13 protein-coding genes and 1 pseudogene are annotated in these 17919 nt (G+C 61.1%); 6 read left to right on the top strand and 8 right to left on the bottom strand.

All coding sequences use genetic code 11. The annotated features are described in order from the left end of the window. Window positions 1-124: 124 nt before the first annotated feature. Both QYQ99_RS26750 and QYQ99_RS26755 read right to left on the bottom strand, forming a co-directional pair. Window positions 125-607, bottom strand: a pseudogene (locus QYQ99_RS26750) (transposase); the annotation flags it as partial. Window positions 608-1284: 677 nt separating this feature from the next. Beyond that, complete coding sequence (locus tag QYQ99_RS26755; RefSeq protein ID WP_302090739.1) at window positions 1285-2199, bottom strand: LysR family transcriptional regulator; 915 nt, start codon at window positions 2197-2199, stop codon at window positions 1285-1287. Window positions 2200-2351: 152 nt separating this feature from the next. Here QYQ99_RS26755 and QYQ99_RS26760 point away from each other — a divergent pair, with 152 nt between their 5' ends. The 6 genes from QYQ99_RS26760 to QYQ99_RS26785 all read left to right on the top strand — a co-directional run bounded on the left by QYQ99_RS26760 (window position 2352) and on the right by QYQ99_RS26785 (window position 9259). Further along, window positions 2352-3563 carry an MFS transporter gene (locus QYQ99_RS26760; protein ID WP_302090740.1) on the top strand — a complete coding sequence of 404 codons (1212 nt, stop codon included), beginning with the start codon at window positions 2352-2354 and terminating at the stop codon, window positions 3561-3563. A gap of 490 nt (window positions 3564-4053) precedes the next feature. Next, complete coding sequence (locus QYQ99_RS26765; protein ID WP_302090741.1) at window positions 4054-5367, top strand: sensor histidine kinase; 1314 nt, start codon at window positions 4054-4056, stop codon at window positions 5365-5367. Continuing rightward, window positions 5352-6701 (top strand): sigma-54-dependent transcriptional regulator, encoded by a 1350-nt coding sequence (locus QYQ99_RS26770; protein WP_302090742.1) that lies wholly within the window; start codon window positions 5352-5354, stop codon window positions 6699-6701. The genes QYQ99_RS26765 and QYQ99_RS26770 overlap by 16 nt, the downstream gene beginning before the upstream one ends. 166 nt (window positions 6702-6867) lie before the next feature. Next, a complete protein-coding gene (locus QYQ99_RS26775; protein ID WP_302090743.1) occupies window positions 6868-7542 on the top strand; it encodes a hypothetical protein in 675 nt (224 codons plus the stop codon). 84 nt (window positions 7543-7626) lie between these two features. Beyond that, window positions 7627-7974: a DMT family protein gene (locus QYQ99_RS26780; RefSeq protein WP_302090744.1), complete on the top strand. Its 348-nt coding sequence runs from the start codon at window positions 7627-7629 to the stop codon at window positions 7972-7974. Between the two features lie 10 nt (window positions 7975-7984). Further along, window positions 7985-9259: an MFS transporter gene (locus tag QYQ99_RS26785; protein WP_302090745.1), complete on the top strand. Its 1275-nt coding sequence runs from the start codon at window positions 7985-7987 to the stop codon at window positions 9257-9259. 73 nt (window positions 9260-9332) lie between these two features. Here the strand turns inward: QYQ99_RS26785 and QYQ99_RS26790 are convergent, their stop codons facing one another. From QYQ99_RS26790 to QYQ99_RS26815, 6 genes are all read right to left on the bottom strand, one after another. After that, on the bottom strand, window positions 9333-10676 hold the full coding sequence (locus QYQ99_RS26790; RefSeq protein WP_302090746.1) for an MmgE/PrpD family protein: 1344 nt from the start codon (window positions 10674-10676) through the stop codon (window positions 9333-9335). Window positions 10677-10690: 14 nt separating this feature from the next. Next, the gene (locus QYQ99_RS26795; protein ID WP_302090747.1) at window positions 10691-11482 is read right to left on the bottom strand and encodes an alpha/beta fold hydrolase; all 792 of its coding nucleotides are present in this window, start codon (window positions 11480-11482) and stop codon (window positions 10691-10693) included. Between the two features lie 370 nt (window positions 11483-11852). Next, window positions 11853-12668: a 3-oxoadipate enol-lactonase gene (gene pcaD / locus QYQ99_RS26800; RefSeq protein WP_302090748.1), complete on the bottom strand. Its 816-nt coding sequence runs from the start codon at window positions 12666-12668 to the stop codon at window positions 11853-11855. Window positions 12669-12679: 11 nt separating this feature from the next. Then, window positions 12680-13696, bottom strand: a complete 1017-nt coding sequence (locus tag QYQ99_RS26805; RefSeq protein ID WP_302090749.1) for a tripartite tricarboxylate transporter substrate binding protein — start codon at window positions 13694-13696, stop codon at window positions 12680-12682. Between the two features lie 24 nt (window positions 13697-13720). Beyond that, window positions 13721-15823 carry a 3-hydroxyacyl-CoA dehydrogenase NAD-binding domain-containing protein gene (locus tag QYQ99_RS26810; RefSeq protein ID WP_302093284.1) on the bottom strand — a complete coding sequence of 701 codons (2103 nt, stop codon included), beginning with the start codon at window positions 15821-15823 and terminating at the stop codon, window positions 13721-13723. Then, window positions 15823-17916, bottom strand: a complete 2094-nt coding sequence (locus QYQ99_RS26815; protein WP_302090750.1) for an acetate--CoA ligase family protein — start codon at window positions 17914-17916, stop codon at window positions 15823-15825. The genes QYQ99_RS26810 and QYQ99_RS26815 overlap by 1 nt, the downstream gene beginning before the upstream one ends. Window positions 17917-17919: the final 3 nt, after the last annotated feature.

Below are 17919 nucleotides of genomic sequence, written 5' to 3' on the forward strand. Positions count from 1 at the left end.
TGGCCCAATTCTATGGACATTAGAGTAATTATGTCCATAAAATTGGATTTTCTGTATTATACTAATAAATATCTGTTATATACACTACACAATACACATTGCCTTATCACTGATAACTAGCAAAACCAGTTGTTGGCAGGAGGAGCGTGCGATAGATGGTTTCGTGAAACACCTGCATATCCTTTGCGCCCGGGTAAGTTCGTTTGAGCCATCCTGCTATTTGCTCAGGCGACCATTGACTCTGCAATTTACCCGCCACGATCTGCGCCAACGCAGGATTGCAGGCCAACTTGCACGTCTTTGGGCGGTGCGCTCACTGCCAGCGCTGCATCATCTGCTTTTGTAGCTCGGTAGCAGGTTTTGCCGCCATTGCGCATGAGTTCTCGGCTGATGGTCGATGCTGCTCGCTTCAAGCGCATGGCAACGCGGCGGATGGATTCACCTGCGGCCAAGCTGCGCGATATCTCCTCGCGCTCAGCCAAAGATGCCTTGCTGGTGGTCGGATGCCCCCTGTCGCACTCAGGATGTTGTGAATCAAGGTGTGCGGTCGCTCAAACAGCTTGCCGATCCCGTGCAAGGTATGGCCAGCTTTCCAGCGATCCCACATCAGAGCCTTCTGAGCTTCGGTGTAGTAAATGCGCGGTCTTTAACACTCCATCCGCCAGAGGCAGTCATTGTGTTGCATTGACCAGTTGAATCCACAGCCAGAAGCATTCGCTCAGTTTTAACCAGCGGAGTGACTGTGCATCGCGCTACACAGCCATCATTGCTCTAACGCTTTGCCTGTTTGCGCCGCTCCTCAGTCTCTCTGCTAATGCGATTGGTTTGGCCCAAGTCATTTTTGCCACAGCACTTCTCGCACTCTATTCAATTCCGATTGCAGCCTGGCGGTTTGGCCTCAAGCTGGAGCGTGAGTTCGCAGGCCTGACTGCGCACGCGCCAATACCTAGCCTTGCTCTCGGCCTCACGGCCCAAGCTTTCAATGCTTTCGATGGGCAGTTGCTTCAAGGCGTCCTCCAAGCGTGGACTGGCCACCACCATCTGGATCCGCTGAAAACTATCCTGCTAGCCGGATAGAGCTGGTTGCGCATGCGCGGCCAGGGCCCAGACAGGCAACACGCACGCCAGCGCCCTGAGGCGATTACCGAATGGTTTTCTGAAAGACACGGCGGCGCCTGTATGCAGTTGCGTGGATACCGCAATCCTATGGACGCACCTGGGCCGTGCCTATCACTAAAAACTGGCGATTTCACCTCCCTCAGCAAGAGCTTTCGAAACATGGCGCTAACCCGCCCCAGTCCTCGCGAGATTTGTGTGCAGAAAATCGAGAAACACCTGCACCTTTTTGGAATACCGGCGGTTTGGAAGGTAGGCCGCATAGACGCAAACGCTTTGCTCCTTGGGGTTGATTTCATAGTCTTCAAAAAGCCGCCGCAGACGTCCTGCGCGTACGTCCTCCCGGATCAGCCACTCAGCAAGCAGCGAAACGCCCAATCCATCTAGCACGGCCTCGCGCAGAATGTCCGCGTTGTTCGCGGTCAGACGCCCCTGCACCTCCACGTGCTGCACTTGTCCGTCGCGGCGAAGGAACGACCAGCGCTGCGGGCCGGCCTGGTAGCTGAATCGCAGGCATTCGTGCTTCGTCAGTTCTTCGGGCGTCAAAGGAGCGCCGTGGCGCTCCAGGTACTCTTGGCTTGCCACCGCATAACGTCGGTGCTCTGCCAGATTGCGCACGATCAACTGGGGCTGCAAGGCCGGCGTGCCGATGCGGACCGCGACATCGATCCGCTCCGAGACCAGGTCAACATGCGTATCGGACAGCACCAGGTCCAGTGACACGCGCGGGTTCTGACGCAGAAAGCCTGGGATATACGGCCCCAGGCAAAGACGCGCGAAGGTCACGGGAAGGGATACGCGCAGGGGGCCGACCGCCTCCGCCCCTGTGTCCGACACGCTGCTGTCCGCCTCCTCCAGATCCGACAACACCCGGGAGACCTGCTCCATGTAGGCTGCCCCGGCATCTGTGAGCGTTACCCGACGCGTCGTACGAGTCAGCAGTGCGGTGCCAAGAGACTCTTCCAGGCCATCGATCAGCCTCGTGACGGAGGATGTGGCGACCCCCAGCCGCCGCGCGGCTTTGGAGAAGCCACCTGACTCAGCCACGTCCAGAAAGGCGCGCAGAGCATGCAATTTATCCATATTTATCTTTGCGTTATTCGCAATGGTTGATTGCAATGATTATGTATTCATTTACATGAATGCAAAGATTAATCTTCCTCCTGCCGTGTCCGCACAGGCCATGCCACAACCCATCGCATGGCTCACCGCCCAACATTTTCAGGACTACCACCATGACCTCCGTTCACGCAACTGCCAACGATAAACTGACGCCTGCCGCACCCTCCGGGCTCCCGCTTCCCCTGATCTTCATGCTGGCCAGCGGTGCCGGCCTATCGGTCGCTTCGCTGTACTACAGCCAGCCCATGCTGGGCGTGCTGGGCTCGGACATCGGTACCTCGGCCCAGTCGGTCGGGCTGTTGCCCACGCTGACACAGCTGGGCTATGCCCTCGGCATCCTCTTTCTGGCGCCGCTGGGCGACCGGCATGACCGCAGAAAGATCATTCTGACCAAGGCCGCCGTCCTGTTTGCAGCCTTGCTGCTCGCGGCACTGTCACCTTCGCTAATGACGCTGCTGCTCGCCAGCATGGTGATCGGTCTGTCAGCCACAATGGCGCAGGACATCGTTCCGGCAGCCGCAACACTGGCACCACCGTCGCACCGCGGCAAGATCGTGGGCACGGTGATGACCGGCCTGCTGCTAGGCATCTTGCTGTCACGGGTGGTCAGCGGCTTCGTCGCAGAGCACTGGAGCTGGCGGGTCATGTTCGGTGGCGCGGCCTTGAGCATCGCGTTGGTCGGTCTCGCCGCATGGCGCCAGCTCCCGCGCTTCCAACCAACCACGCACCTTTCCTACTTCGCGCTGTTGCAATCACTTGGCGGGCTGTGGAAGCAACATGCGGCGCTGCGCCGGGCCACCTGGGCCCAGGGTCTGTTGTCCATCGGTTTCAGCGCCTTTTGGTCCACCCTGGCGGTCATGCTGCATGGTGAGCCGTTCCATCTGGGGGCGGCGGCAGCAGGCGCTTTCGGATTGGCCGGAGCGGCCGGAGCCCTGGCTGCGCCTGTTGCCGGACGCATCGCCGACCGCTACGGCTCGCCGCTCGTCACCCGCCTGGGTGCGGGCCTAGTCGCAGTGTCCTTCGCGGCCATGGCACTGGCACCGCTCATGGCGCCCGGCGCCCAGCTGTGTCTGCTGGTCTTGAGCGCCATCGGTTTCGACCTGGGCATCCAGGCCTCGCTGATCGCCCATCAGACCATCGTCTACGGCATCGATGCCAACGCTCGCAGCCGGCTCAACGCTGTGCTGTTCACCGGCATGTTCATCGGTATGGCAATTGGGTCGGCCCTGGCGGCCTGGCTATTCGCACAGTTCGGCTGGATGGCGGTGACTGCATTGGCAACGGCCACTGCACTGACTGCGTTTGCACTGCGTCTGAGAAGCTAGCCTACAGATGACTCGCCGCAAAGTCGGCTTGGCAGCGATTGCAAACCTTCACACTTCAGGTTAAGACGTCGTTACGCATGTCAAGTCACCTCGCGTTCACCTGTGCAGCAGGCATGTTCCCTGCCTGATTCGGCCCGACGAAATTTATAAGTCATCCAGTTCTGCTCGTCAATGCTCCATTCGGGAGTTGATGCCCTGCTGTCCGCTTTCCCGGGATGTAGCTGAACTAAACTGCTAACTCCTCCTAGCGCGTATTGCGGGTACCGCTTCTAGCAGGCACGACTTGGCAAACCGATGGAACCGAACCCCGCTGCCCCAATGGCTCCTCGAGGCTGTACTGCGGCTCAACGATCGCACAGCACAGATATGATTCGGTGGCTTATTGAAGCCGGCTCCAAGCCAGTATCTCAAGTCCTGCCCAAGTCTCACTGCAATGGAGTCTGCATTGTCACTACCCGCCCCCGTCCGACGTGACCTGCTGATTCTCTGGATGTGCATTGCTGCAGTGGCCCTTGTGCTTGGATGGCTGCTGTTGACTCTGAGCCGACAAGGTTCAGGCCCTCAAATCGCGCACGCACAACGCCTGACCTCAACGAGTTGCAGGGCACTCCAGGCCGGTGCAGAACACCTGAGTCAGCAATCTGCCGATACCTCCATCAGCGTTGCCCCGGCGATCGTCCAGGCAGTTCTCGATCTCGCGCTGCGGGATCAGCCAGGCATGGAAGGTGGCATCTGGCGAGCCGATGCCGGAGTCGTCGCATATGCCTTTCCGACCTATGACGGCACTGGCATTAAGCGCGACCCGCCAAGCGCCGAGCTGGAACGCATTGCATCCACCGCACAGCGTGCCCAGGACGCTGGCGTACTTGTGACCGACATACGGCCCGGTCTACGCGAAGCTGTCGCATTTGCCGCCTGCCCTGTCGATCTGGGTGACAAGCGCCTGGTCGCCTGGACGCTGATGCGCGTGCCGATCATGGCAGCAGAGACAGTCAATACGCTGATCCTTGCGGTGAGCCTGCTTCTTGCACTGGTCGTGGTATCCGGGGCTTGGCTCGGCCGGATGATTTCGCGATGGCAACGCCAGTCTGCAGAACTCAGAAAACAACTGGCTCAGTCTGAGCGTCTGGCCACACTAGGCCGGGTGTCTGCAGGACTGGCTCATGAGATCCGCAATCCGCTGGGCACCATGCGCATGAAAGCGGAGAACGCACTCGCGGCTCCTGCTGAGCTGCGCAGTGTGCGCGCCGATAGTGCACTGCAAGTCGTGCTGTCGCAAACCGAACGCCTCGAAGCCTTAGTGTCCAGTCTGCTGGCGTTGACTCAGCCGCTTCGCGTGGAGCATCAGGAAGTCGATCTGCACCAATGGCTCCAGGAGCGATGCAACGCCCACGCCGAGGCTGCCCAACAGCAGCACAAACAGCTTACTGTGGCGCTTTCGTCCCAGTTGCTTGCTAGCGCACAAGGACTTGCTTTGTTCGATCCCATCCAGATGGCACGGGTCTATGACAACTTGCTGCTCAACGCGCTTGCGCATACCGTGCCTCATGGTTCGATTGAGCTTGGAGCGAGCCGCACGCCTGCAGGCGCTTTGCGGCTCTGGGTGGCTGACGACGGCTGCGGCATCCCGCCTTCCTTGGGCGAAACGCTGTTTGAACCGTTCGCCACGACTCGCGCTGGCGGTACCGGGCTGGGTTTGGCGCTGGTGCGCGAAATCGTTCAGGGACACGGTGGGCGAGTTGCATTAGCGCCTTCCGTGAAAGGAACTCGCATAGAGATGGAGCTGCCATGGCCCACATCCTGATTGTTGATGATGATGTCGCATTTCGCGCCAGTCTGGCGGAAATGCTTGAGGACCTGGGTCACTCCGTGCTGCAGGCCGAAACCACCGATGCCGGTCTGCACAGGCTGCGCACAGAAGTCGTGGATGCCGTCATCGTCGATCTGCGCATGCCCGGTGAAGACGGCCTGTCATTTCTACGCCGGGCAGCCAAGATCTCCTTCGTGCCCTGCATCATGCTCACCGCCTATGCCAGTGGTGACAACACCATAGAGGCCATGCGTCTGGGTGCATTCGATCACCTGACCAAGCCTGTTGCGCGTGCCAGTCTGGTGGAGACACTGGAGCGAGCATTGCGGGAGAGACCGCCCTCCTCCCAGCAGGTCCAAGGGACGGCAGAATCCCCCGATGCCGATACGCACGACGGCAGTGAGCTGATTAGCAGCAGCGAGGCAATGCGTCAGGTCTTCAAACGCATTGGGCTTGCAGCAGACAGCGATGCCACTGTCTTGATTCTTGGTGAAACCGGAACTGGCAAGGAGCTGGTGGCTCGGGCCCTACATCGCAATAGCGCAAGAGCAGAAGGGCCTTTTGTGCCCGTGAACTGTGCTGCAATTCCGGCTGAGTTGATGGAAAGCGAGCTGTTTGGCCATGTCAAAGGCGCATTCACCGGCGCCGTCAATGAACGCATGGGCCGTTTCCGGGAAGCGGATGGCGGCACTTTGTTTCTCGATGAGATCGGAGACATGCCGCTGTCCACCCAGGCAAAAATCCTGCGGGTGCTTCAAGAGCGCGAGGTGACGCCGGTGGGCGGCAACCGAGTGCAGTCCGTGAGCGTGCGTGTCGTCGCTGCCACCCACCAGGATCTGCCCACAGCCGTTGAGCAAGGACGGTTTCGTGAAGACCTCTGGTATCGCCTGCAGGTGGTACCTCTGTGGCTTCCTCCGCTGCGCGAGCGGCTCGGCGACGTGGTGCTGCTCGCCGAGCATTTTTTACGCCTGCAGGGGGGTGACTCGCCCAAGCGCCTGAGCGCTGCAGCGGCTCGACTACTACTGGCCCACTCATGGCCTGGCAATGTGCGCGAACTGCGCAATGCCATGGAGCGAGCGGTGCTGCTCAGCCATGGTCCTGTGATTGAGATTGAGCACGTTGGATTGCAGATACCCACAGCACCCAGCACTCCGGGCTTGGAGATCGACTGGAATGGTTCTCTTGACCAGGCTGTGGCACGCGTCGAACGAGAAATGATTGCCCGATCCCTCGCTGCGACCGCAGGTAACCGTGCAGAAGCCGCCAGACGCCTGGGATTGTCGCGCCAACAGCTATATCGCAAGCTGGCCGAGTTCGACTTGGACTAGATCACTTCAAAGTGGGAAGTGTCCGATTCTGTGACACCCCGTGTCACACAAGCGGACAAGCAATGATCATCAAGAACACCAAGCCTTTGATTTAATTAAGAATCATGAATGGCACGGTCGTTGCAACTTCTAGGGAGTGTTTTTCACTCAACCCAGGAGACCTTCAATGTCCAAGTCGATTACTTCCCTGCCTGCTGTGCTTGCTTTCAGCCTGTGCAGCCTGAGCGTGCAAGCCCAGCCTCATGGTCCTGCCCCCCAACATCCTCCGATGCCCTCCCGCCCCGGTCTTGCCGGGCAGTACGTTGTGGAAGGCCAGGTGCAGAGGATGCTTATCAATCCCTATGGAGAAGTCGACGGGCTGCGCTTGAAAGACGGCACCATCGTTAAGTTCCCACCGCACATGGCCGAGGCGCTCCTGGCCGCTGTCAAGGTCGGGGATGCTGTGCGCGTCATTGGTAGAGCGCAAACCCGAGGCACAGTACAGGCTGAAGCTATCGTCCAGACTGCCAGCGGGCGGACAGTCTACGAGCAGCCCCCTGTTGTAGGCGAAGGACGGGTCTTGCCCCCACATCTGCGCGCTCAACGTCTGCAGACTCAACAGGTCGAGGGTCGCATAGACACCGTGCTCACGGGTCCGCGCGGAGAGGCAAATGGCGTCATCCTCAGCGACGGCAGCATTGTTCGCTTCCCTCCCGAGAGCCTGCGTATTTCCGTTCAACCTGGAGCCGCTTTCGCAGCGTCGGGGATGGGCACACGCAATGAGTTTGGCACTTCGTTGGAGGCCGTGAGCATGGGCACCACATTAGCTGCCCTGCAACCGCTTTACGACCGCGCCCAGTAAACAGAGGCATCGAAATCTGGCAGGCCTGTGCGGCATCCAGTCGCACTGGCCTTGATCGCCCTATTTCTCCCACCGAAATACGACATGCCTCCCAAAATCTTGCCCGTCGTCCTGCTCTTTATCTCCAACGCATTCATGACCGTGGCCTGGTACGGCCATCTCAAATTCGGAGATCGCCCTTTGTATCTGGTGATTCTCGTGAGCTGGATGATCGCCTTGGCTGAATACTGCTTCGCCGTGCCGGCAAACCGCATTGGCCACACCCTGTATAGCGCTGCCGAACTCAAGACGATGCAAGAGGTCATCACCTTGGTGGTCTTTGCAGTCTTCTCCATCGTCTATCTGGGAGAGAAGCTCACGCTCAATCACCTTCTGGGTTTCAGCTTCATCTGCCTGGGTGCTTTCTTCGTCTTCAAAGGCCCTTTGCACTAGGAGCGGGACGATGGCAAAGCCTCATCTGACACCAGAGCCTACTGGCTCGCGCCGCCCGCTGTCCGGTCTGAACTTTTTCCTCGCTGATGTGCGCGATGGCCTGGGCCCGTTTCTGGGAGTTCTTCTGCTTGGACAAGGATGGCGCGCCGACGACATTGGCTATGTCATGACGGCCGGCGGCATCGCTGGCATGCTGGCGACCGCGCCCATGGGAGCCTGGGTGGATGCCTCGCGCCACAAGCGCCTGCTGCTGACCCTCGGCATACTGGCGCTCACTCTGGCCAGCTTAGCACTTTGGAGCTCGCCGTCGTTTGGCGTCGTGCTTGTCTCCCAGTTGGTGACCGGGGTGGTCGGAGCCTTGCTGGGGGCCTGTGTCATGGGCATCACCCTGGGCCTTGTAGATCCAGGGCATTTGTCAAAACAGCTGGGCAGTAACGAAGCCTGGAATCATGCTGGCAATATGGTGGCGGCCACTCTGGCTGGCCTGGCCGGATATTGCTGGGGCATTTCAGCGGTGCTGGTTCTAATGACGCTGATGGCCTGCGCATCCCTGCTGTGCCTGCACAAGATCCGTCCACAAGATATCGATCACGACCGGGCTCGGGGCCTTGAGGCGACATCGGCTTCAGATAGAGCACGCCAGCGTGGCCAGACATCCACGCTTCAGGTCCTCGCACAGTCGCGCGAGCTTGGCCTGCTGGCAGCGACCCTGCTGCTGTTTCACCTGGGCAATGCTGCCATGCTGCCGCTGTTTGCTCAGGCCATGGTCGCTCGCGCACCCGTGAATCCCAGCGCATTCACGGCCTCAACCGTCATCGTTGCGCAACTTGTCATGATCCCCATAGCTTTAGGCGCCGGACGGTATGCAAGCCGCCACGGCTATCGCCCCCTGATCATGGCGGCCTTGATGGTGCTGCCCGTGCGAGGAATCGTGGCCGGCTTCTGGGAGTCTCCGTGGGCCGTGATCCCCGTGCAGGCTCTAGATGGCATTGGAGCCGGCCTGCTCGGAGTCGCCTTGCCCGGCCTGGTCTCCAGAATATTGCGCGGAACCGGACACATCAATGCAGGACTGGGTGCGGTGATGAGCATCCAGGGGCTTGGAGCGGCGATAAGCCCCGCCTTGGCGGGAGCCGTTGCACAGCGTTTCGGTTACTGCACCGCGTTTATCTCACTTGGCATGATCGCTGCCGTCGCGCTTCTCACATACCAATTCGCGAACCGTTGGACTGCCCCCACCAGACGGCCTAAAAGTCGCACTCTCGCCCTGCGAAACAAGGACAGCTAAATCTCAGAGTCGTAATGGATTGAAGGGAGTCCTCTGAGCGTCTCGGATCAATCTGAAGCTTCCGTTCGCCCGCTCAGCTGGCGCTTTGGATGTCGAACAGTGTATCTGCACGTTCCAGCGCCCACAGTTGAGCAAGTAGGTTCTTAGCGCCCGTAACACCTATCACCGGCTCCGATAGCTCCAGGAACTTGCTTGTTAGTTCTGCATCGGACAGCGGTAACTCCGGGTCTCCCTTGCGGTTGGGCTGCAGGTGCACAAGCTTAGCACCGCTATGGGTGGTGATCTCAACACGCGCCGACCGCTGGCCCGGAAATGCAGCGTCGATCTCGGGGTCCACGCGCGGTTCGATGCGGGTCATCAGCTCGCGCACACGCGTATCCTCCAGTTGTGCAGGGTCGTAGGCAGCCAAGCGCACGCTGCCACGTGTCAGCGCCGTAGCGACGACGTAACGAAGGCTGAAGCGGGCTTCGTTGGCGCTGGCCGGATTCTCGTAACAGGCTATGTCCAGTGCAGGCCGGTAGGTGTCCACACGAACACGGGCAATGTCCTCGGCATGCAGGCCGTGCTTCTCACGTAGCTCCAATGCGCCATCTATGGCAGCGAAAGTGTGGCCGCAGCCGATATGGTTCTTGAAGGTCAGTCGCGTGATGTGAAAGTCGCTCCCAAGCGTGGCGCCGACCTCTGACCAGTCCGGACCGTTGCTCATGGCTTGACCCAGGCCTGACTTCCCGTCCAGCACGTCCAACGAACCAGTCACGCCGCGCGCTGCCATCTGCGCAGCCAAAAGCCCCCCCTCGGCTGCACGACCCGCATGCAACGGTTTGGACATGGAATCCATGCGAAAGGCCTGCTGTAGTCCCGCCGCGAATGTTGCGGCCGTGGCCAAGGCATGTGCGAAAGGCCGCGCACCCAAGCCCAACACGCCAGCGGAAGCTGCGGCCGCGCCGAAGGTGCCAACCGTACCTGTGTTGTGCCAAAAGCGGTAGTGCGGACGTCCCATAACCACACCAATGCGGGTTGAGACCTCGTAGCCCAGCACCAGCGCACGCAGGAAGTCCAGACCACTGACACCGGCGTCCTGGCTGGCCGCCAGGGCCGCAGCGATGGTCGCTGCGCCGGGATGGTACATGGCGTCGCGGAAGCTGTCGTCCACCTCAGCTGCATGGGCTGCTGTGCCGTTGTACAGTGCGGCAGCGCGAGCCGTGGCGGTGCGGCCATTGCCCAGTCGAGCGCGTCCATGGTCCAGATCCTCGGCCAAAACCTGTTCGAGCTGAGCAAGAGGGGCGGCCGCCAGACCGGGGAACAGCGAGGCGTACCAGTCGATTACGGCACGTTTGGCATGGTGGACCACCTCGTCGGGCAAACGGGTGCCTTGGAATTGCTCAGCATACTGGCCGAAGACTTCTGTGGCGTACATGGGATGGATCTCCTTCAATCGAGGTGAGGGGCTGCTAGCCATTTGCTAAGTAGCATGTCGATGGCTGCAGCGGATTCGTACTGAACCCAGTGGCCTGCGTCTGGCAGGGTGGCAGTGATGCAGTGTGGGTGGCAGGCAGCCAAGGCTGGCGCAAGCGACACCGGATCGGCGGTCACGTCGTGCTCTCCCCAGACCAGCAGCAGGCTTGGCGCCGTGCGGCTCAACAGAGCCTGCAAGCCACCGGATCTAGAGATGGGCTTGCTACGAAAGCGTGTGCGTAGGCAAGCATCGGTATGGATTTGCAAGGCCTGTTCGTCGACGCTGGCCTCGGCGTGCAGCATGTGGGCCAGCAGGTTGTGCCTCATGGCTTGATTCAAGGCCTGTGTGTCACCCATTTGCGCATGGACACGCCAATCCAGCAACTCGGCCTTAGGACGACGAATGCCTCCGTGGCCAACGACACCCAGAAGCGCAAGGCGGTCCACGTCGCCTCGGCTTGCAGCGAGGTGCGCCGCCATCAAGCCGCCGAAGGAAAAGCCTCCCAAATCGATGCGTGTACCTGTGCCCAGCAGAATCGTCAGGGAACTATCCAGACGTTCCAGAAGAGCCTTCACCGTCGACTCATCGGTCGGGTCAGAGTCTCCGTAACCTGGCATATCGGGCACACAGACCATACGCTGTTCGGCTAAAGCCTGGATGTTTCGAATCCAGTGCCTCCATGTTCCATGGCCACCGTGCAGCAGCACCAAGGGACGGCCATGGCCGAATATTCGCCAGGCCACACGGCCTCCGTGGCTGTCCACCATTTGGAGCTCCTGCTGCCGTTCGAGCGCGTGCGTCATACGGCCTTGATGGATTGAGCCCTGATCACCTGGCGCGACTTGCATAACGCCAAGTTGGCAGCGGTGCCTTGTAGCAGCCTACGACGCAGTGCCGAGAGGGTCTTTGTTGAGTTTCGTTTCATTCAAGGGTTTCCTGTATTTCCGGGCGGCACGCCACGGCGTGAGGGCCTGTTCATACTTGCTCCCGTACCATAGGGAAGAGCACGGTGCTGACGTCTGTACACATGTACGCTAGGCGTCCTCGGCTTTACGACGTTCGCGGCAGGTGCTGACCTCAGTTATGCCTGTATCTACTCGATGCCAAAATTGGAGTGATGCTTCTGCACCGTCAAATTCATGTGGTGTCGGATGTGGCACCTACCGTGCTGTCAAGAAACATGCGCAAGGAGCGGTTGAAGCGCTCTGGCTGCTCGATACAGGTCATGTGTGCCGCGTCTGCGATCACGGTTAGCGTGGATTGGGGTAGGTTGCGGTGCATCTCCAGCGAGGCAGCCAGCGGCGTGCCGATGTCGTGCTCTCCAACGATCACAAGCGCTGGGCAGTCGATCCGGGGGAGATCTTCCGTGGTATGCACCGACGAGATGGCTGCGCAGGCACCGGTCCAACCTTCGATGGTGGTAGAAGCGATGACGCGTGCCACGTCCGCCACAGCCGCGGACTCTGCCTCGCGGAATGCGGCCGTGAACCAGCGCCCGATGGCCGGATCCACAAGGGGCGCAATGCCCTGGGAGCGAGCGACACGGATGCGTTCGTCCCAGACCGATTGGGGTGTCGCGTCGTGCTGACTGGTGGTATCGGCAAGTACAAGTGCCTGCACGCGATGCGGGTACTTGAGCGCAAAGGTCTGGCCAATCATGCCGCCCATGGAGAAGCCGATCCAAGTGACCACCGTGATGCCAAGATGGTCCATCAGTTGTGCGACGTCATCGGCTAACTGGTCTAACGTGTAGGGAGCCTGGCCGGCACCACTGCGTCCGTGCCCGCGCGTGTCGTAACGAAGCACGCGATAGCGCTCGGCCAGTGCTGCAATCTGAGCGTCCCACATGGAAACGTCGCAGCCGAGCGAGTGAGAAAGCAGCAGCCAGGGGCCGCGCGTTCCGTCGATGGTGTAGTGGATGGCCGGGGCACCAGCCGGTTCGAACATGCTCATTGGGTCTGCTTTCATTGCGCGGTAATGTTTGCTGCCTTAGCGATGCGTGCGTACTTAGCTACTTCCGATTCAATTAGTTTTTGAAATTCGGCGGGAGTGCCGGCCGCCACCTTCACGCCCATGTCGGCCAGTTGCGCCTTTACCTGCGGCAGGCGCAGGACGTTATTGATGTCCTTGTTCAGTTGGGCGACTACCGGCGCAGGGGTCTTTGCAGAGGCCAGCAACCCGTACCAGAAGCTCCATTCGTAGCCTGGCACGCCGGCCTGTGCAGTGGTAGGCACGTCTGGCATCTCGGCGATGCGTGAGGCTGAAGTCACCGCCAGCGCACGCACCCGCCTGTCCTTAACCATACCGACAGCCGAGACGTAGGGCGCGATATGAAACTGCACGCGCCCGGCGATGGTTTCGGTCATCGCCTCGCCCACGCTCTTGTACGGAATGTTCACGGCCTCGATGCCAGCCTGTTGGCAGAACAGAGCGGCTGCGAAGTGCGAGCTGCTTCCCACTCCTGCCGACGAGTAACTGACCGAACCAGGGCGCGCCTTAGCCTGCGCCACTAGCTCCGACAGCTTCTTGGCGGGAAGGTCCTTGGGCACCACGATCAGCGCAGGGCCTTCGCCGATTAGCGTGACCGGGGCGAAATCGCGCAGCGTGTCGTAGCCTGGGTTGCGGAAAACGGCCGGAGCCGTCGCATGGGCAGGCGACACGCTGAGCAAGGTGCTGCCGTCGGCCGGAGCGGCCAGTACAGCGCGTGCCGCCAGCGTTCCGCCCACGCCTACCTTGTTCTCCACGATGGCCGGCAGCCTCCAGCGTTCGGACAGGGTCGCAGCGATCAAGCGCGCAGCCGCATCGGGCACACCGCCCGCGCCGAAGCCCACGATGAAGCGGTAACTGGCTAGAGCCGGCGCCGGAAGTTCGCTGCCGACAGGTGACTGCGCCCAAGCCGGAGCTGCGGCGCAGGCGATGCCGGCCGGTACACACTTAAGCAGTGCGCGGCGCGACGGAGTATGAACAGAGGTGTAGGGCATGTTGTCTCCTGGATTTGTGCTGCCTTAAGGCAATCTGGTTGGGATTGCACGGGGACTTCCCGCGTTAGTCGGTGCCAGCAGTAGGTCTCGCGAGTCGCCGACTCTACTTGCGGGGCCGCTGATCTCGGCCAGCCAAGCAAAATCTTCTCGCAGTCCGGCTTCGCTGCGTTCGCGGGCCCAAAAAACCACGCCGCCTTCCCAACGCGGGAAACCGTAGCCATTGACCAGAGCTAGGTCCACATCGGTGGCATAGACCGCAACTCCTTCGGCCAGGAGCAGTGCGGCCTCGTTGGCAAGGGCCAGTAGCGCACGGCGCACGATTTCTTCGTCAGTAATGACACGCGGTGCGATACCCTTGTCAGCCCGTGCCTGCTCGATTAGCACATGCACTGCCGGGTCCACCGCCGGCTTACCACCCTCTGCATAGGCGTAGTAACCAGCGCTAGTCTTTCGTCCCAGCCGGCCGGCCTCGCACAACCGGTCGGCTATGTCAACGTAGCGCGTTTGCGGATCGCGTGTTGCTGCCTGGGCCTGGCGCATGCGCCAAGCAATATCCAGTCCAGACAGGTCGGCCACCGCAAATGGGCCCATGGCGAAGCCAAAGCGCTGCAGTGCTGCGTCCACCTGCTCAGGCCAAGCGCCCTCCTCGACTAGGAACTCGCACTGGCGCCGGTAAGCGGCATACAGCCGGTTGCCGATAAAGCCGAAGGCATTGCCGGTCAGCAGCGGCAGCTTGCCGAGCCTCTTTGCCACAGTCAGCCCTGTGACTAGAACGTCAGGCGCCGACGCCTGGCCGCGCACGACTTCCATGAGCCGCATGACGTTGGCCGGACTGAAGAAATGCAGACCAACCACGTCCTGTGGGCGCGACGTAGCTGCAGCGATGGCGTCCAGGTCCAGGTATGACGTGTTGCTTGCAAGCACAGCACCGCGCCGGGCCACAGAATCGATGCGCTCGAACACCTGCCGCTTGACGTCCAGATCCTCGAACACGGCCTCGATCACAAGGTCTGCCGAGGCCAGGTCGTCCCATCGCAAGCTGCTGCGTAAACGCCCGTGGCGCGCCTGGGCTGTATCGGACGCCATCTTGGCTGCGCGCACACGGCCAGCATAGTGGTCCTGGATGCGAGTTGTTCCACGTTCCAGCGCCACACCGTCCTGCTCCAGCAGCAGCACTTCGTAGCCAGCATCCAGTGCCGCGATGGCAATGCCGGAGCCCATGGTTCCGGCGCCGATGACTGCAATGACCCGCACTGAACGCGGTGCTACGCCGGCCAGCGAAGGATGTTTGGCGCTCTCACGCTCGGCGAAGAACTGATAGCGCAGAGCTGAGGCTTCGCGCGAACTGCGCAACTGCTGGAACACTGCGCGTTCGTCGGCTAGCGCGGTGTCGAAGTCGTGCACAACCGAGGCCTTGATGGCTTCGATCGCCGCAACTACGGCAGGGCGGTACTTGCCAGCTTTCAGTGCGGCTGTGGCAGCGTCTTCCACGGCTTTGGGCTCGGCCGGAGGCACGGAACGATCTCGCAAGCGCCGCTTACGCCCTACCAGGCTTCGTGCCAGGGCCAGCGCCTCAGAGCGAAGCTCGCCTATGGCCTCGGCGTCGATAAGGCCGGCAGCCAAGGCGGATGGGCTCTTAACCCGCTTGCCGCTGCAGATCATTTCTATGGCGCTAGGTACGCCGACCAGACGCGGCAGGCGCTGGGTGCCGCCCGCGCCCGGAATGATGCCCAGCGTGACCTCTGGCAGGCCGACAACGGTGTCGGGCGCTGCGATGCGCGCATCGCAACCCAGAGCCAGCTCAAAGCCGCCGCCCAGCGCCGCGCCGTGCAGCGCGGCCACAAAGGGCTTGCTGCAGGCATCGATGGCTGCTATCACGCTGGGCAACTGAGGCTCGGCAAGCGGCTGGCCAAACTCGCGGATATCCGAGCCGGCCATGAAAGTGGTGCCGACGCCGATTAGTACGGCGGCCACCAGGCTGTCGTCGCGTGCCACTGTATCAATGGCCTGTAGAAGTCCGGCACGGACAGTCGCAGAACCGGCGTTAATGGGTGGGTTGTCGATGCCGATGATGGCGACGTCGCCGTCGCGCTCCAGGCGCACCTGGTCCAAAGGTGCGGGATCCATCACGCTAGTACCACCACGCCGTCTGCTGCACACACACCTTGTCCCTGCGGCAATACGAACACTGGGTTGATTTCGGCCTCGACCAAGCGGTCGCCCAACTGCGCCGCCATCTCCGAGAAGGCGACGATGGCCGAGACCAGCGCTTCCACGTCAGCCTTGGGCCGGCCGCGGAAGCCATCCAGCAGCGGCCAGGTCTTGAGATCCTGGGCCATAGTCAGTGCGTCGGCGCGCGAAAGCCCGCCGCTTGGCGGCAACAGGCGCAGCGTGGTGTCCTTGAACAGCTCTGCCGCCACGCCGCCCATACCCAACATAATGGCGGTTCCCAGAGCGTCGCGGTGCATGCCCAGGATCAGCTCAGTGCCGCCACTGACCATCTTCTGCACTAGGAAGCGCCGGGGTCGCACACCAGCCTTGGTTTCGACCTCGGCGGCCATCTGCGTGAGCCGTGCTCCTATGGTCTCGGGTGACAGGCCTACAGCTACACCACCTACGTCACTTTTGTGCGTGATCTGGGCGGACAGAATCTTCAGTACAACGCGGCCACCCAGGGTGCGTGCGGCAGCCTGCGCCTCTTCGGCAGTGGTGACCACTTGCTCAGCCGCGCATGGCAAGCCGAAGCGGGTGAACAGCTGTTTGGCCTCGGCCTCGTCCAGTGATCCACTCGGTAGAGTATCGAGTGCAACGGGTTTAGCCGCCTCGCAACCGTCGGCCGGAGCTGGTTCCTGGAAGTTAGCCACGCGCAACATTCCTGCCAGCGCCGCAGTGCAGCTTTCCGCTGCTCCGAACGCCGGCACCCCGCGTTCTGTCAGCAGTGCACCGATCTCGGGCGCGTGCGGGCTTACGTACGCTAAGACAGGCTTGTCGGAATTAGGCAAGCACTCTTGAATGGCGCCCACTAGTAGCTCAGGCATAGCTAGGCTGGACGATCCGACGATGATGACCAAAGCGTCGTAGCTCGGACTGGCCAGCAGCGCATTGATGGCTCCGCGCAGAAGGTCAGGCCGCAACCCGGCTAGGGTCACGTCTATAGGGTTTCGGTCCAGCACCGCCTCGCTGCCGGTTTGCAGCGCCCGCAGCGCGTCGGCCGTGGCAAGGTCGGGCGCGGGCGTCTCGAACCCGGCCACGCCCAAATCATCGGAAACAAGCGTGCCGGCACCGCCGGTGGAGGTGAGGATTGCCACGCGCTTACCGCGCAGATGACGGCCGGTGGTCAGTGCGGCGGGGATGTCGAGCAGGTCGGAGAAAGTCTGTGCGCGGATCACACCGACCTGCTTGAACAGCGCGTCGTACATGCTGTCGGCACCAGCCATCGCTCCTGTGTGCGACACAGCGGCTTGGGCGCCAGCCTCGGAGCGACCAATCTTGAAGGCCACGACTGGCTTGCCCGCATGCGCTGCCTTCAGGCAGGCAGCGCGGAATCTCGACGGATTGCGCACCGTCTCCACGTACAGCGCAATCACTTTGGTGGCAGGGTCATCGACCAGGTGGTCAATAAAATCAGCAAGCTCCAGATCAACTTCGTTGCTGGTGGAGATCAGTTTGGAAAGACCAATGCCGCGAGCTGAAGCACGCGACAGCAGTGACCCAAGGATGCCGCCACTTTGCGAGACGACGCCGATCCCTCCGGCCTTAAAGTCGTCCATCTCCAACGCACCAGAAGGCGAAAGCACTATCTTGTCAGTCAGATTGACCAGTCCGATCGTATTGGGCCCCAGAATTCGCATCGTGCCGGCCGCTTCGACCAGTTGCTGCTGACGGCGAGCGCCTTCTTCACCGGTTTCGGTATAGCCACTGGCCAACACGATGGCCGCAGCACAACCGCGCTCCGACAATTCCTTTACCGTAAGATGCGCTCGCTCTGCGCCCAGCAACACAACTGCGACATCAGGAACCTCGGGAAGTGAGGCAATATCTGGGTAACATGGCAGATCACCGATGGCTTCGACCTTGGGGTTCACGGGCATGATTCGACCGGAGTACCCATGCTTTCGCAGGTACGCGACAGGTCGGCCTGTAGTTTTCTTCGGGTCAGCCGAGGCTCCGATGACGGCAACACTTCGTGGAGAAAGCAGCTTTGAAATGGCGCTGTTCATACA

The sequence above is a fragment of the Comamonas testosteroni genome, from assembly GCF_030505195.1.
Classification (GTDB): Bacteria; Pseudomonadota; Gammaproteobacteria; order Burkholderiales; family Burkholderiaceae_C; genus Comamonas; species Comamonas testosteroni_G.